The following is a 14,724-nucleotide window of genomic DNA, read 5'->3' as shown; positions in this document are numbered from 1 at the left end:
GCGGGACATGCTCCCCGCCGAGCTGCCCGCCATCAAGGGCTTCGAGATCGCTGCCCGCTACCTGCCGGCCAACGAGGGCCTGGAGGTGGGCGGTGGCTGGTACGACGTGATCGCCCTGCCGGACGGCGGGGTCGCCTGCATCATCGGCGACGTCCAGGGCCACAACATCCAGGCGGCGGCGCTGATGGGGCAGGTCCGTACCGCCATGCACGCCTACGCCTGGGAGGACCCCTCGCCCGACCGCGTTCTGGAGCGGACGAACGAACTCATGCTCCAGATGGGGGCGGCCGGATTCGCGACCTGCCTCTACGCGCTCCTCGATCCGCTCGGCCGGGTGGTGTCGGCCCGGGCGGGCCACGTACTGCCCGTCCTGTGCACGGCCGGCGGGACCTCGGCGCCCGAGACGCCCGGCGGACTCCCGCTGGGCGTGCAGAACGGTACGACGTACCCGTTGACGCAGGGGCACCTGGGGCAGGGAGAGACCCTCGCCCTGCTCACGGACGGGCTCGTGGAGGGGCCGCGACTCAGCCTTGACGACGGCACGGACCTGGTCCGCCGGGCGCTGGAGGAGTCGCGGGGCGCGCCGGTCGAGCAGATCGCGGACGCCCTGATGTCCTGTGCGGGGGCCACGCGGCACGACGACGACCGGGCCGTACTGGTCGTGCGGCGCGCGATGGCCGCCTAGGGGGCTCCGCACGCCCTTCGGGGTGCCGGCGCTGCACTGCGGCCCGATTCCTGTCCAGCGGTCTTATGGCCCGGCCGAATGGGCCTTATGGCCTGATATGAAGCCGAAGCACCGGGTAGGTAGGACTGAGTTCGCATACAGCCGCACCGAGGAATGGAGACACAGCCGTGTCCGTCGTCAAGAACGCCCTCCCCGAAGCCGACCTCAAGATCGTCGGCGAAGCGCTGCAGGGGGCCCTGGTGGACCTGGTCGACCTGTCGCTCGTCGCCAAGCAGGTCCACTGGAACGTGGTCGGCCCCCGCTTCCGCTCCGTGCACCTCCAGCTCGACGAGGTCGTCACCGCGGCACGCACCCACTCCGACGTGGTCGCCGAGCGCGCCGCCGCCCTCGGGATCACCCCGGACGGCCGAGCCGCCACGGTGGCCTCGGCCAGTGCGATCACCGGTGTACCGGAGGGCTGGATCAGGGACGTGGACGCCGTACGCATCCTCGTCGACGCCCTCAGCACGGTGACCACGCGGATGCGCGAACGCATCGCGGCCACCGACAAGCCCGACCCGGTCACCCAGGACCTCCTGATCGCCCTCACCGGCGAACTCGAGAAGCACCACTGGATGTTCGCCGCCGAAAGCGCCTGACGCACCCGCCCGGGCCGGCCGCCGGTCCGTGCCCGGCGGCCGCGGGTGCGGGGCGGGACCGGCCCGTGAGGGAGGCCTCGATCTCCACCCTGGTCTCCACCCCTGGGTCCAGGCGCCGGGAGCCGCCGCACAGCAGGCTTGGGAGCATGACAACGACCGAGTGGATCACCGACATCGCCCTCCTCCTGATCGTCTTCCGGCAGCTCCGGGAAGGGCGGCTCGAACTCAAGTCCTTCCTGCTCCCGCTGGGGATCGTGGCCTTCGTGGCCTACTCCTATCTGGACACCATCCCCACCGCCGGCAATGACCTGGTACTGATCACGGTGCTGGTCGCCGTGGGCGCCGCGCTCGGTGTCGCGGGCGGCGTCTACACCCGGGTCCGCGCCGACGGGGGGCACGTCCTGGTCAAGGCCGGCGCCGTGGCCGCGGTGCTGTGGGTCGTGGGCATGGGGGCCCGGATGGGCTTCCAGCTGTGGGTCGAGCACGGCGGCGGCGCCGCCGATGTGGCCCGGTTCAGCGCCGCGCACCAGATCACCAGCGACAAGGCCTGGGTGGCGGCGTTCGTACTGATGGCCCTGACCGAGGTGGTCACGCGGCTGGCGACGATCTTCATCCGGAGCCGTGGCCTCGCCGTGGCCCGCCCCGCGCCCGTGCTCAACCGTACGGTGTGACCGTGCAGTATGTTCGGCGCATGCCCCCGACGAAGACCCCTCCGCCTCCGGGAACGGCACCGTCCCCGGAGGCGGAGGTGCGTCCGGTTCCCGGGCAGGACCCGAGGATCCGGTGGGCACTGACCCTGGCGGTCGTCGTCGTGGGAGCCGTGACGATCCGGCCGATGGGCTTCAGCGGCCGGGGACTGGCCGTCGCCGTCCTCTTCGTGCTCAGCGCGGCCGCCCTGCTGGCCCGGGGCCTGCCGGAGAACGCGACGACCCAGCGGTTCGCCACCGCCTGGCTGGCCGGCGGCGTCGTCGCCTCGGCCGCCCTGACCGGCCTCAGCAGCGGCACGGGGTACCTCTTCGCCTTCTTCCTGGCCGGTCACATCGGATACCGGCTGGAGACCAAGCGGGCCTTGGCGCTCGCGGCACTGTGCAGCGTGCTCTGCGCCGGCGCCCTCTACCTCGATCTCGGTCCGGGACACGAGCAGTTGCCGTGGCTGCTCGGCCTGGCCACCGGCGCTCCGGTGCTGATCGGCATCCTCAACCGCAGCCAGCGCCAGGCGGTGCGGGCGGTGATCGCGGCGTCCGAGTCCGCCGAGCGCGCCGCCCGGGCCGAGGCGCGGACGGCCGTGCTGAGCGAACGCGGCCGGATCGCCCGCGACGTGCACGACGTACTGGCGCACTCGCTGGCCGGGATCAACATGCAGCTGGAACTGGCCGACGCGTTGATCGACACCGGTGACCTGGAGAAGGTCCGGGAAGCCAATGCCAAGGCACACGCCCTGGTCAAGGAGAGCCTGAAGCAGGCGCAGTGGACCGTGCACGCCCTGCGCGAGGACGCGTTGCCGCTCGTGGAGAGCCTGACCGCGATGGTCGAATCCGCGGGCCGCCACGCCGGCCTCACCGTGACCGGCACGGCCCGCGAACTCCCCACCCGGGTGACCCAGAACCTCCTGCGGATCGCCCAGGAGGCGCTGACCAACGCGGCCCGGCACGCGCCGGGGGGCGCCGTCGGTGTGGAGCTGGGTTTCGCTGCCGCGTCGACGACGCTGCGGATCCACAACGGCCCCGGCACCCGCCCGGCGAACGCCGGGCCCGGCAGCGGGATGGGCCTGATCGGCATGCGCGAGCGCGTCGCCCTACTGAATGGAACCGTCACCGCGGGCCCGGTCACCGAAGGGCCGGAGCGGGGCGGATGGCATGTGGAGGCAGTGATCCCGGGATGAGCGAACCGACCGAGGAGCGCCGTAGGTTGAGGGTGATCGTCGCCGACGACCAGGCCGCCGTCCGGGAGCCGCTCGCCGCGGTACTGGGCCTGGCCGAGGACATCGACGTCGTGGCGGCCGCCGCTGACGGGACGCAGGTGCTGGCGGCCGTGGCCGCCGGGCCGGTGGACGTCGTACTGATGGACCTGAGGATGCCCGTCATGGACGGGATCGAGACGACCCGACGGCTGTCCGAGCAGTACCCGCAGGTGGCGGTGGTGGTGCTCACCACCTTCGCCGACGACGACTCGATCCTGGGCGCACTGGGCGCGGGAGCCCGGGGATACCTGACGAAGAACGCGGGGCGCAAGGACATCACCCGCGCGATCCGGGCGGCCGCCGCCGGTCAGTCCGTACTCGACCGCGAGGTACAGGACCGGCTGCTCGCCAGCGTCAGGAACACGGCCAGGGCCACGCCCACGGCCCCGACCGCGACCTCGACCACGACCACGGATGCGTCCGTGCCGGCATCCGTCCTGCCCGGGGACCTCACGCGCCGCGAACGCGAGGTCCTCGCGCTGATCGGCCAGGGCCTGCCCAACCGGGCGATCGCCGAGAGGCTCTTCGTCAGCGAGGCCACCGTGAAGACCCACATCAACAACCTGTTCGCCAAGGCCGGCATCCCGGACCGGGCGGCCGCCGTCCGGCGGGCCATCGAGGCGGGCCTGGCCTGACAGGACCGACCGGATGCCCGCCGGTCGGCCCGTTCAGCCGGTTTCCAGAGCCTTCTTGAGGTTGCGCAGGGTCGTGGCGATGTTCCGGCGCTGGAACTCGGCGAAGACGCTTCCGCGCGTCGCGACCCGGTCGAAGGCGTTCGCCACGAAGTCCGGCCACGAGCGGCGGTCGTCCGTCCACGTCTCGGTCACCCGGGTCCCTTCCGGTACGGCCTCGAAGCGGTACTCCCACGTGGCGATGGGCCCCGGAAGCCGCGGCCGCGTGACACCGATGGCATGCACCCGGAAACGGAACAGCTCGTCCTGCACGAGCGCCGTCACCGTGCACCGGGTGGTCCAGCGGAAGGCGCCGCGCTTGTTGCGCCCGTCGAAGACCATCCCGACGCTCGGCTCGCGGGTGCCGCCGTGCACGGTGGCACCGAGGTTCTCCGGGCTCCACTCCCCCATCCGTGCGGGATCGGACACGCGCCGGTAGACCTCTGCGGGACGGGCGCGGACGACGATGCTGTCGGACACCGTCAGCGTACGAGGCATGGTTCCCCCTTCACAGGACCGGATGCTGCCGCTCCGGCTCGGCTTGAGACTACCCTGCGGTAACTTCGTCGGCGGGGCCGTCCCGGGGAAAGTTCAGTGCGCCAGTTCTCCCAGGAGCTCCCAGGTGCGCAGCCGGTCGGCGTCTCCGGCGAGGTCGGTGCCCGAGAACACCACTTCCGTCGCCCCGGCGTCCCGGTAGCGCCGGACCTCGGCGGCGACCGTCTTCTCGTCGCCGATGACGGCCACGTCGGCGGCCCGTCTGCCGCCGGAGAGTTCCACGATCCTGGCGTAGGAGGGAATCTGTTCGTAGAAGGCGAGCTGCTCGGTTGCCTTCGCGCGCACGGACTCCACGTCGTCGGTGACCACGCCGTGGACGAGTGCCACGATGCGGGGCGCGGGCCGTCCCGCGGCCTCGGCGGCCGCGGTGACGGCCGGGACGATGTGCTCGGCCAGGGCGCGCGGCCCGGCGAGGTAGGGCAGTACGCCGTCGGCCAGCTCGCCGGTGACGCGGAGCGCCTGCGGGCCCATCGCGGCGACGAGCAGCGGTACCGGGGGCTCGGCTCCCGGTACGCGGGCGGGGATCGGCGTGGTGGCGGTGAGCAGTTCGCCGTGGAAGTCCGCGGCGCCGGTTTCGGTGAGCCCGCGCAGGGCGGTGAGGAACTCCCGCAGGCGGGCGACGGGGCGTTCGAAGGGGATGCCGAAGCCGCCTTCGGTCAGCAGTTTCGTACCGAGGGCGAGCCCCAGGTGGTAGCGGCCGTGCGTGGCGGCCTGGGCGGTCTGGGCCTGGCTGGAGACGATCAGCGGGTGGCGGCCGAAGACGGGGATGGCGGACGTGCCGACCTGCAGTCCCGGTACTTCCCGCCCGACGATGGCGGCGAGCTGCGGGGAGTCGGCCCCGAAGGTCTGCCCGAACCAGGCCGAGCGCAGGCCCGCCCGCGCGGCCTGCTGGGCGAGCCGCACGGTGGCGTCGATCTGGTTCTCGGGCCCGGTCGTGTGAAGAGTTACTCCGACAGTCATGCAAGCGTCAACGACCCGTGGCCGGGCGCCGATTCCGCTCCGGTGTGACGGTCTCTTGTCGGCCGTGTGTACGCGGGGTGTACGCGGGCGGCGGGGGCGTACCGGTGGGCCGCGCCGCTGTGCGCGCGGCCGCGGCCCACCCTGGGTCAGCCCTGGTTCAGCGGCAGGGCGAGATCGGTGACCTGGCGATTCTTGGAGAAGGCTCCCATGTCGTGCGCGGCTCCGGTGAGGAGGTCGACTCCGTACAGGCGGAAGGTGCTGCCGGTGTTGAGGGCGGCGTAGCCCTGGTTGGTCCCGTGCTTCGGGGAGAAGTAGATGTCGAAGCCCGCGTCGGGGCCGGCGTTGACGCCGAGGTTGCCGGTCGGGGCGAGCAGGCCGGCGTTGGCCGGGGACTGGAGCGAGACGCGGTCGGCCGTGGTGTCGATGTCGAACAGCGTGGTCGCGGTGGCCGTGTTGAGGTCGTTGTTCGTGTACGCGGCGCCGGTGACGCCCATGGCGGTGGACGGCGGTGTCGTCGGGTTGGTGAGAGTGCCGTCGACCGTGGTGGTGAGGGGGGCGGCGTTGTCGTCGATGTTGTGGCGCAGGTTCTGGCCGGTGTCGCTGATGACGCGCAGCCGGTTGGCGGCGGGGTTGAAGTCCACGCCGAACCGTGCCCCGTTGAGGGCGACGGTGAGCTGGGAGACCTTCATGGCCTTGGCGTCGTCCGTGCTGAGGGTGTAGACGCCGCCCTTGTCGCCGACGCCGTAGAGCTTCTCGTTCTGGACCCGGAAGTCGATGCCCACGATCCTGGTGTCGCCCATGAGGCCGGACACCTTGCCGATCGGCGTGGTCTTCGCCGGCCGGTCGACCATGAACTCCACCAGTCGCTGGTCGGTGGTCAATCCGACCGCCGTCAGCGACCCGCGCTCCATCCGGTCCATGGCACGGGTGTCCCCGGCATCGGCGGAGGCCAGGACGGGAGCGGACAGGGCCGCGGCCGCGGCCACGGCGACCGAGAGGGCGATGGTGCTCTTGCGCGTTCGCATGGTGCTTCCCCACTGAGGTGTGGTCCCGTTCGTGATCCGCACGGGATCCGGAAGGGGTTCGCCGCTCACGGTCGCGCGGACGGGCCGGATCCCGCAGGACCACTCGGACGGCGGCACGGCCCTCGTGCCTGCCCGCGCCCCGCCGTCGCGTGCTCCCGGGGGCGGCCGGAGCAGCGGCCGCAGCCATGCGGGGATGGCTGCGGCCCGCGCTCATGCGCTGATGAGCTTGCCCCGCTTCAGTTGCAGGACCTCGTCGCAGGCGCCGGCGACCTCCCGCGAGTGGGTCACCACGATCACGCACTTGCCCTCGTCGTGGGCCAGCTTGCGGAACACCTCGATGATTCCGGCCGCCGTCTCGTGGTCGAGGCTGCCGGTGGGCTCGTCGGCGCAGAGGATGTCGACCTCGCAGGCCAGGGCCCGGGCGATGGCGACCCGCTGCTGCTGGCCGCCGGAGAGCTGGAGCGTGCGGCGGTTCTGGTCGGACCTCTCGATGCCGAGGAGGTCGAGGAGTGCGACGGCGCGGCGTTTGCGGTGGACGCCCTTGACCCCGGTGATCTCCATGGCGGAGGTGATGTTCTGTACGGCGGTCATGTAGGTGAGCAGGTTCAACGACTGGAAGACCGTGGCCACATGCCGGTTGCGGTAGCGGCCGAGGCCCAGCCGGGCGACGTCCTGGCCCTGGAAGCGGATGCTGCCCGTGGTGGGTGAGTCGAGGCCGCTCGCGAGGGACAGGAGGGTGGTCTTGCCGCTGCCGGAAGGGCCGATCACGGCGTACATCCGGCCCGCCTCGAAGGCGTAGTCGACGCTCTTGAGGACGGTGCGCCGACGGTTTCCGCTCTGGTAGGCGCGGCTGAGGTTGGTGAGTTCGAGGATCGGGGTGGCCACGTCAGTCGCCCTTCGTGAGGATGTCGCGGGGGTTCAGGCGCAGTACGCGGGCGCCGGGGATCAGGGTGGCCAGGACGGCGATGCCCAGTCCGGTGGCGCCGATCTTGCCCAGGTCGGCGGGGCCGAGCCGGACCTCCATCGAGTCGATGGGCTCGGTCCTGGGTTCGTCGTCGACGCTCGCGCCGCCGTTGACGTTCGAGGGGTCGGGCCTGTTGGCCTCGTTCGCCGCCTGTTCGTTGGCGGAGGAGACCTCGCCGGAGAGCAGCCGGTCGCCGATGGCCTGGGAGAGGAACTGGCTGGCCGCCGCGGCGAAGCCGATGGCCAGCACCGCGCAGACGATCACCTCGACCAGGTGCTGCCCGAGCAGTTTGGGCTTCTTCTCGCCGAGCGAGAGCAGGATGCCCATCTCCTTGCGGCGTTCGCGGAGGTTGGAGGCGATGATCAGGGCGAGGATGACCGTGCCGGCGACGGCCACCAGCCAGACCGTGAGGGAGGCGAAGTCGGCCGTCTTGCCGATCGGGCCCACGAGGGTCTTGTACTGCTTGTCGTTGACGGTCAGCGGGAAGATCTGGAGATCGGCTCCGGCCGCCTTCGCGTCCTCCTTCAGTTTGTCCATGTCGCCGGGGTCGCGCAGGGTGAAGGTGGCCTGCTTGAGCACGCCTCCGTCGGCGCCCGGCTCCTTGCCGTCGAGGCGGGTCGCGCCGTCCGGGCTGACGTAGATCTGGTTCGAGGGAGCCATCATCGGCGGGAGGTAGGCGCGGGGGTCGGGGACGCCGTTGGTGTAGATGCCGCCGACGGTGAAGTCCATTTCCTTGGTGCCGAGCCGGCCGTCCGGGTTCTGGATGTTGGCGTTGAGCTTGATCTTGTCGCCGACCGCGAGGTGGTTGTCCTTGGCCACGCGCTCCTCGATGACCACGATGTCGTTCTTGGTCTCGGGCGTGATGCCGGAACCGGCGATGATCTTCGATTCGCCGTTGCGGAAGGCGGAGACCGCGTCCAGGTCGCGGACGCCGTCCGCCTTGAAGAAGTCCACGCCGCTGGAATCCTGGCCGGCCGGCTTCGGGACCGGCTGGTGGAGCTTGACCTGGTCGGTGGGGGCCGCGACGCCGTCCTTGGAGTAGTTGCACCGCGTCACCACCGAGGACGTGCAGATCTTGTCCACCAGTCCGCGGCTCAGGTCTCCCTCGGCGCCGATCATGCCGCCCCGCCCGCCGGACGGCTTCTGCGACTTCCCCGAGTTGATCAGGGCGTTCACGTCCAGCTGCATCGTGGCCACGGCGCCCACGCTGCTCTTCGCCGACTCGGCGGCGCGTGCCGCGGCCGACTGGATCAGGAACCCCGACAGGACCAGGGTGCAGATGACGAAGAAGAGCCCGACCAGCATCACCGTCTTGCCCAGGTGGCCCCGTAGCCGCCACCAGGCTCGCTTGAACAGATTCATGGCCGCCACGCTACGAAGGCGGGTTTTTGAGCGGTGTATGCGAATTCCGGCAGCGCCCCGTGCTTCATACACGGATCAAATGCGGCGTTTGATAAGACGGGTGCGGTACGGGACCGGAAACGGCGGCCGGGCCGGGGGCGTGCCCCGGTGAATTAATGAAAAGCAAAGGTTGTCGCGCGTGCGCGTGCTGGTGGTCGAGGACGAGCGGTACATGGCACGGGCCCTGGAGATGGGCCTGCGCCGGGAGGCCATCGCGGTGGACGTGGTGCACGACGGGGCGACGGCCCTGGAGCGGGTGGCCGTGTACGACTACGACGCCGTGGTCCTCGACCGCGATCTGCCCGTGGTCCACGGGGACGAGGTGTGCCGCCGGATCGTGGAGATGCGGCTCGGATGCCGGGTGCTGATGCTGACGGCCGCCGGGCGCCTCGGCGACAAGGTCGAGGGCCTGGGACTGGGCGCCGACGACTATCTCGCCAAGCCCTTCGACTTTCCCGAACTGGTGGCCCGGCTGCGGGCCCTGTACCGCCGCAGTCCGATGACGCACGCCCCGGTCCTGTCGTACGCCGGAATCGAATTCGACACCCACCGCCACAAGGTCACCCGTGCCGGCACCGAGATCCGGCTCACCCGCAAGGAGTTGGCGGTGCTGGAACTCCTGATGCGCGCCGAGGGCGGTGTGCTCAGCGCCCAGTACCTCCTGGACAAGGCCTGGGACGCGCACACCGACCCCCTCACCAACGCGGCCCGCCTCGTCGTGCACACCCTGCGCAAGAAGCTCGGCGAACCGCGGCTGGTGCACACCGCGATCAACGCCGGCTACTACCTGGGCGCCGAATCGGGCCCCGCATGAGACGGCCCGTGCCGCGCGCGTCGGGACGGCGGTCCCTGAGCATCCACGGCCGGCTCTTCCTCGGCTTCGGCGGCGCACTGGGGGTGTGCGGTGCGCTGATGGTCGCGATCATCTACGTCGGCATGCGCTTCGTGCCGACCTACGACCTCACCCGCACGGTGGACGTCCCCGCCGGGTCCGTGCCGCCACAGGTCTGCACCCCGCCCGGATTCCTCCCCGCGCACCCCGGGAGCATCCCCTGCCCGACGCTCGCCGAGGGGCTGAAGACCGGCTCCCCCGCCGACATCACCACCAAGGAGGAGGTGTGGTCCACCGTCCTCACCTTCTCCGTCGGCGGGGTGCTCCTGGTGATGGTCCTCGGGCTCGGCGCCGGCTGGGTCCTCTCCAAACGGCTCCTCGCCCCGCTGCACACCATCGGCGAGGCGGCCGCGCGGGCCGCCGACGGCAACCTCCGGGACCGCATCGGCGCGGCCGGGCCCGAGGACGAGCTCAAGCAGCTGGCCGACACCTTCGACGGGATGCTGGGCCGGCTGGAGGAGTCCTTCGCCGCGCACCAGCGCTTCGCCGCGAACGCCTCGCACGAGCTGCTGACCCCGCTGGCCACCACCCGTACCCTGCTCCAGCTCGCGGGCGACGACCCGACGGGAGAGGAGCTGTCGGAGCTCGTCCCGATGCTGTGGGAGACCAACGAACGCAACATCCACGTCGTACGGGCGCTCCTCGACCTGGCCGCCGCGGACCGGGCTCCTTTCGACCCCGGCCCGGTGGACCTCGGCGCCCTCGCGGAGCGGGCCGCCGCCGAGCGGGCCGGGCAGGCGGCTTCGTACGGGATCCGGCTCGAAGCGGAGAGCGAGGAGCGCTGCGCGGTCACCGGGAACACGACGCTGCTGAGGCAGCTGCTGCTGAACCTGCTGGACAACGCGCTCACCCACAACCTCCCATCGGGGGGCGCGGTACACCTGTCCGTCCACCGCGAGGAGGGGCCGGAGAGGGACGCAGGCGTGGTCGTGGCCGAGGTCGGCAACACCGGACCGCAGGTCGACGAGGCCGTGCTGGACCGGCTCTTCGAGCCCTTCTACCGGGTCGGGGCGAGGGTCGGCAGCGACCGCAGCGGCCACGGGCTCGGTCTGGCCCTCGTCCGCTCCGTCAGCACCGCCCACCGGGGCACGGTCACGGCGACGGCGAACCCGGGCGGCGGGCTCACCGTCCGCGTCGTGCTGCCGGCCGCTCCCTGACGGGGACCGGGAGGAGCTCACACGGCCCCAGCGCCGGGCTCGTGCCGGTAGCCGCGCAGGAACGCGCGGACCAGGGACGCCGCCGCAGGGTGGACCGCGTGGGAGGACCAGGCCACGCACAGGGAGCGGGTGGGGGGCGGGGTGCCCGGGGCGAGGGCGAGGGGGACGTCGGCCGTGCCGGGGCGGGTGAGGCCCTCGTACGGGAGCAGGGCGATGCCCAGCCCCTCCGCGACCAGGCCCCGTACGGTGTCGACGGCATCGGTCTCGACGACGACCCGGGGCACGAAGCCCGCCTCCCGGCACAGGCCGTCGGCGATGCGCCGGGTGCCGTAGTCCTCGGCCATCGCCACGAACGCCTCGTGGCGGCAGTCGGCGAGGGCCACCTGCGGTCGGCCCGCCCAGCGGTGCCCCGCGGGCAGCACCAGGCGGAGTTCCTGGCGTCGCAGCGTCTCGCAGTCGATCCCGGCCGCGTCGGGCGCCGGGGCGATCAGGCAGAGGTCCGCCTCGCCCGCACGGAGCAGCTCGATCATCCGCACCGACGACGCTTCGGTGAGCTCGAAGCGGACGTACGGGTGCTCCGCGTGAAAGGCGCCCAGGAGCGCGGGGACCACCCTGGGGCCGAGCGACTTCAGGTGCACGAGGCGGACCAGGCCGTGTTCGGCGTCGGCGTCGGCGGCGATCTCCTGCTGGGCCAGGTCGAGCAGGGTCAGGGCCGCTTCGGCGCGCTCCAGCAGGCGGCGGCCCTGGGGGGTGAGCCGGATGCCGCGGCCGACGTGGACGAAGAGCGGTACGGAGAGCAGGGATTCCAGGCGGGACATGGTGCGGGAGAGGGTCGGCTGGCTGACGCCGAGGAGGTTCGCGGCGTGGGTGAGGTGCTCCTCCCTGGCCACGACCGCGAACTGCGCGAGGTAGGGCGCGAGGGCGGTGGCCAGGTCCGCGCCCGGTTCGCCGGGCCCGCCCGGTCCGGGCGCGCCGCCGGTTCCGCGGACCCCGTTCGGCGGTGTGTGCTGGGTCACTCCGTACGCCCTCTCGGATCGCATCGGCGCAGGTCAGGGGAGATCCATGCGGATATTTAGGGAATCACGCATATGAGGGCATTAGACCTTATTTATCCGCAACCTCACCGTAGGAGGCATGGTCAATGAAATCGCTACCGCCCTCCTACCGGTGTTCTTCGCCCTCGCGCTCGGCTACGGAGCGGGCAAGCGCAAGTTCATCGACAACCAGAACGTCTCCTCCCTCAACCACCTGGTGATGGTCTTCGCCATTCCGGCCTCGCTCTTCGTGTCGATCTCCTCCAAGAGCCGTACGGACATCACCTCGCACGGCACGTTCATCGCGGTGATCGTCATCGCGATGCTGGTCGTGTACGCGATCACCCTCTTGCTCCAGCTCAAGGTCTTCAAGCTCGACAAGAGCTCGGCCGCCGTCCAGGCCCTCACCGTCGGATTCCCGAACTACGCCTCGATCGGACTGCCGCTGGCCGCCGCCGTCGTCGGCGACACGGGGGCCATCGCCGTCGCGATCTGCATCGCCCTGGGATCGATGACCATCTCGCCGCTCACCCTCGCCCTGCTGGAGGACGACAAGCTCGGGCCGGACGCTCCCGGGAGCACGCTCTCCCGTTTCGGCAGCGCGCTCGGCAAGTCCGTCCGCAAGCCCATCTTCTGGGCGCCGATGCTGGCCTTCGTCCTGGTCCTGTGCGGCGTGCACATGCCGACGCTGATCGAGAAGACCCTCACCCCGATCGGCACCGCGGGCGCCGGCGCCGCGCTGTTCCTGACCGGCCTCGTGCTCTCCGCGCAGAAGGTGTCCTTCACCTCCAACGTCGCCTACGGCGTCGTCATGAAGAACGCCCTCATGCCGCTGTTCGTGTGGGGCCTGTGCCTGCTGTTCGGCCTGGACACGATCAACACCACGCAGGCGGTGCTGCTGACCGCCATCCCCTCCGGCTTCTTCGGACTCGTCTTCGGCGCGAACTTCGGAGTCCGGCCCAAGGTGGCCGGATCCACCCTGCTGCTGTCCACGCTGGCCGGCATCGCCTCGCTCTCGGTCGTCATCGCCCTGCTTCCCCAGCACGTGTGAGCCGCCCGCGCGCGGATCCCCGCACGCGGCCCGCTCCCCCGCCCGGCACACCAACCCGGTACGCAAGGAACCCACTCATGACTCAGCCCACAGCCTGGGACACCCGGCGCCAGGACAAGGCGCAGCGCCTGCGGAACACCGCGCGCATCGCCTCCGGCAAGGTGATCCCCACCGACAAGGCCGTCGAGGCCCTCGAAGCCCTCGTCACGCCGGGGGACAAGGTCGTCCTGGAGGGCGACAACCAGAAGCAGGCCGACTTCCTCAGCCGTTCGCTGGCCGCGGTGGACCCCGCGCGCGTCCACGGCCTGCACCTGCTGATCTCCTCGTTCTCCCGGCCCGAGCAGCTCGACCTCTTCGAGGACGGCATCGCGACGAAGACCGACTTCGCCTTCGCCGGCGCCCAGTCCACCCGTGTCGCCCAGCTCCTCGCGGACGGCAAGCTGGAGATCGGCGCGATCCACACGTACCTGGAGCTCTACGGGCGCTTCTTCGTCGACCTGATCCCCAACGTGGCCCTGGTCGCCGCCAACTCCGCCGACCGCGACGGGAACCTGTACACCGGGCCGAACACCGAGGACACCCCCACGATCGTCGAGGCCACCGCCTTCCGCGACGGCATCGTCATCGCCCAGGTGAACGAACTCGTCGACGGAGCGGACCAGTTGCCGCGGGTCGACGTCCCCGGCGGCTGGGTCGACTTCGTCGTCGTCGCCGACCGGCCCTACCAGGTGGAGCCCCTGTTCACCCGCGACCCCCGGCTCATCACCGAGGTCCAGATCCTGATGGCGATGATGGCCATCCGCGGTGTGTACGAACGCCACCAGGTCACCTCCCTCAACCACGGCATCGGCTTCGACACGGCCGCGATCGAGCTGCTGCTCCCGACCTACGGCGAGTCCCTCGGCCTGCGCGGGAAGATCGCCAAGAACTGGGTGCTCAACCCGCACCCCACCCTGATCCCGGCCATCGAGTCGGGCTGGGTCGAGTCGATCGTGGCCTTCGGCGGCGAGGTCGGCATGGAGGAGTACTGCCGTGCCCGCCCGGACGTCTTCGCCACCGGCCAGGACGGCTACCTCCGCTCCAACCGGCTGATCGCCCAGGCGTCCGGTCTCTACGCGGCCGACATGTTCATCGGCTCCTCGCTCCAGATCGACCGCAACGCGAACTCGTCCACCGTGACCCACGGCCGGCTCTCCGGCTTCGGCGGCGCCCCCAACATGGGATCCGATGCCCGCGGCCGGCGCCACGCCTCCCCCGCCTGGCTCGAAATGGCCCGCACCGAGGACGGCATCGAACGCGGCCGCAAGCTCGTCGTGCAGACCCTGGAGACCTTCGGGAAGGGCGGTGTCCCCAAGCTGGTGGAAACCCTGGACGCGGTCTCCGTCGGCCAGGACGCCGGCTTCCCCGTCGCACCCGTCATGATCTACGGCGACGACGTCACCCACGTCATCACGGAGGAGGGCATCGCCTACCTCTACAAGGCACGCGACCTGGAGGAACGCCGCGAGGCACTGGCCGCGGTCGCCGGGGTGAGCCCGATCGCCGGAAAGCACGACGTCGCCCGCGAGGAGCGCCTGCGGCGCGACGGCCTGATCGCCCTGCCGTCCGACCTGGGGGTCAACCCGGCCGACGCGAAGCGCTCGCTGCTCGCGGCCCGCTCGGTCGAGGACCTCGTCACCTGGTCCGGCGGGCTGTACAACCCGCCCGCGAAGTTCCGTAGCTGGTGACCCG

Annotated in this window: 15 protein-coding genes; 9 read left to right on the top strand and 6 right to left on the bottom strand. The window is 71.2% G+C overall.

What is annotated here, in order from left to right; all coding sequences use genetic code 11:
* The 5 genes from ACWCP2_RS28315 to ACWCP2_RS28295 all read left to right on the top strand — a co-directional run.
* Nucleotides 1-685: PP2C family protein-serine/threonine phosphatase (locus ACWCP2_RS28315; protein ID WP_450911406.1), on the top strand; the 685-nt coding region annotated here is incomplete at its 5' end.
* Nucleotides 686-852: 167 nt separating this feature from the next.
* A complete protein-coding gene (locus ACWCP2_RS28310; protein ID WP_450911405.1) occupies nt 853-1,323 on the top strand; it encodes a Dps family protein in 471 nt (156 codons plus the stop codon).
* A 146-nt stretch (nt 1,324-1,469) separates the two neighbouring features.
* The gene (locus tag ACWCP2_RS28305) at nt 1,470-1,994 is read left to right on the top strand and encodes a hypothetical protein (RefSeq protein ID WP_450911404.1); all 525 of its coding nucleotides are present in this window, start codon (nt 1,470-1,472) and stop codon (nt 1,992-1,994) included.
* A 107-nt stretch (nt 1,995-2,101) separates the two neighbouring features.
* The gene (locus ACWCP2_RS28300) at nt 2,102-3,205 is read left to right on the top strand and encodes a sensor histidine kinase (protein WP_450911409.1); all 1,104 of its coding nucleotides are present in this window, start codon (nt 2,102-2,104) and stop codon (nt 3,203-3,205) included.
* A complete protein-coding gene (locus ACWCP2_RS28295; RefSeq protein WP_450911403.1) occupies nt 3,202-3,918 on the top strand; it encodes a response regulator in 717 nt (238 codons plus the stop codon). The genes ACWCP2_RS28300 and ACWCP2_RS28295 overlap by 4 nt, the downstream gene beginning before the upstream one ends.
* A gap of 33 nt (nt 3,919-3,951) precedes the next feature.
* On the opposite strand, the gene ACWCP2_RS28290 is transcribed toward ACWCP2_RS28295, so the two are convergent.
* The 5 genes from ACWCP2_RS28290 to ACWCP2_RS28270 all read right to left on the bottom strand — a co-directional run bounded on the left by ACWCP2_RS28290 (nt 3,952) and on the right by ACWCP2_RS28270 (nt 8,820).
* Nucleotides 3,952-4,452: an SRPBCC family protein gene (locus ACWCP2_RS28290; RefSeq protein ID WP_450911402.1), complete on the bottom strand. Its 501-nt coding sequence runs from the start codon at nt 4,450-4,452 to the stop codon at nt 3,952-3,954.
* Nucleotides 4,453-4,545: 93 nt separating this feature from the next.
* On the bottom strand, nt 4,546-5,469 hold the full coding sequence (locus ACWCP2_RS28285) for an LLM class F420-dependent oxidoreductase (RefSeq protein ID WP_450911401.1): 924 nt from the start codon (nt 5,467-5,469) through the stop codon (nt 4,546-4,548).
* Between the two features lie 146 nt (nt 5,470-5,615).
* Entirely contained in the window at nt 5,616-6,494 is an 879-nt protein-coding gene (locus tag ACWCP2_RS28280; RefSeq protein WP_450911400.1) for a DUF4394 domain-containing protein, read from the bottom strand.
* A gap of 210 nt (nt 6,495-6,704) precedes the next feature.
* Nucleotides 6,705-7,379, bottom strand: coding sequence for an ABC transporter ATP-binding protein (locus tag ACWCP2_RS28275; RefSeq protein WP_450911399.1), 675 nt, complete (start codon nt 7,377-7,379; stop codon nt 6,705-6,707).
* 1 nt (nt 7,380) lies between these two features.
* A complete protein-coding gene (locus ACWCP2_RS28270; protein WP_450911398.1) occupies nt 7,381-8,820 on the bottom strand; it encodes an ABC transporter permease in 1,440 nt (479 codons plus the stop codon).
* A 178-nt stretch (nt 8,821-8,998) separates the two neighbouring features.
* On the opposite strand from ACWCP2_RS28270, the gene ACWCP2_RS28265 reads away from it, so the two are divergent.
* Together ACWCP2_RS28265 and ACWCP2_RS28260 are read left to right on the top strand one after the other, a co-directional pair.
* Complete coding sequence (locus tag ACWCP2_RS28265; protein ID WP_450911397.1) at nt 8,999-9,673, top strand: response regulator transcription factor; 675 nt, start codon at nt 8,999-9,001, stop codon at nt 9,671-9,673.
* A gap of 8 nt (nt 9,674-9,681) precedes the next feature.
* Nucleotides 9,682-10,908: a sensor histidine kinase gene (locus tag ACWCP2_RS28260; protein WP_450911396.1), complete on the top strand. Its 1,227-nt coding sequence runs from the start codon at nt 9,682-9,684 to the stop codon at nt 10,906-10,908.
* Nucleotides 10,909-10,925: 17 nt separating this feature from the next.
* Here the strand turns inward: ACWCP2_RS28260 and ACWCP2_RS28255 are convergent, their stop codons facing one another.
* On the bottom strand, nt 10,926-11,948 hold the full coding sequence (locus tag ACWCP2_RS28255; RefSeq protein ID WP_450911395.1) for a LysR family transcriptional regulator: 1,023 nt from the start codon (nt 11,946-11,948) through the stop codon (nt 10,926-10,928).
* Between the two features lie 94 nt (nt 11,949-12,042).
* On the opposite strand from ACWCP2_RS28255, the gene ACWCP2_RS28250 reads away from it, so the two are divergent.
* Both ACWCP2_RS28250 and mdcA read left to right on the top strand, forming a co-directional pair.
* Nucleotides 12,043-12,993, top strand: a complete 951-nt coding sequence (locus ACWCP2_RS28250) for an AEC family transporter (RefSeq protein WP_450911394.1) — start codon at nt 12,043-12,045, stop codon at nt 12,991-12,993.
* 77 nt (nt 12,994-13,070) lie between these two features.
* Nucleotides 13,071-14,720 carry a malonate decarboxylase subunit alpha gene (gene mdcA / locus ACWCP2_RS28245; RefSeq protein WP_450911393.1) on the top strand — a complete coding sequence of 550 codons (1,650 nt, stop codon included), beginning with the start codon at nt 13,071-13,073 and terminating at the stop codon, nt 14,718-14,720.
* The last annotated feature ends 4 nt before the right edge of the window (nt 14,721-14,724 follow it).

It is taken from the genome of Streptomyces sp. NPDC002104 (assembly GCF_053593795.1).
This window is presented reverse-complemented; position numbering and strand designations above follow the sequence as displayed.

What these genes read in the sequence shown, in the direction of transcription:
- ACWCP2_RS28270 (WP_450911398.1), bottom strand. Translation starts at nt 8,820, where the DNA reads ATGAATCTGTTCAAGCGAGCCTGGTGGCGGCTACGGGGCCACCTGGGC.
- ACWCP2_RS28255 (WP_450911395.1), bottom strand. Translation starts at nt 11,948, where the DNA reads ATGCGATCCGAGAGGGCGTACGGAGTGACCCAGCACACACCGCCGAAC.
- ACWCP2_RS28250 (WP_450911394.1), top strand. Translation starts at nt 12,043, where the DNA reads ATGGTCAATGAAATCGCTACCGCCCTCCTACCGGTGTTCTTCGCCCTC.
- ACWCP2_RS28290 (WP_450911402.1), bottom strand. Translation starts at nt 4,452, where the DNA reads ATGCCTCGTACGCTGACGGTGTCCGACAGCATCGTCGTCCGCGCCCGT.
- ACWCP2_RS28280 (WP_450911400.1), bottom strand. Translation starts at nt 6,494, where the DNA reads ATGCGAACGCGCAAGAGCACCATCGCCCTCTCGGTCGCCGTGGCCGCG.
- ACWCP2_RS28305 (WP_450911404.1), top strand. Translation starts at nt 1,470, where the DNA reads ATGACAACGACCGAGTGGATCACCGACATCGCCCTCCTCCTGATCGTC.
- ACWCP2_RS28295 (WP_450911403.1), top strand. Translation starts at nt 3,202, where the DNA reads ATGAGCGAACCGACCGAGGAGCGCCGTAGGTTGAGGGTGATCGTCGCC.
- mdcA (WP_450911393.1), top strand. Translation starts at nt 13,071, where the DNA reads ATGACTCAGCCCACAGCCTGGGACACCCGGCGCCAGGACAAGGCGCAG.
- ACWCP2_RS28285 (WP_450911401.1), bottom strand. Translation starts at nt 5,469, where the DNA reads ATGACTGTCGGAGTAACTCTTCACACGACCGGGCCCGAGAACCAGATC.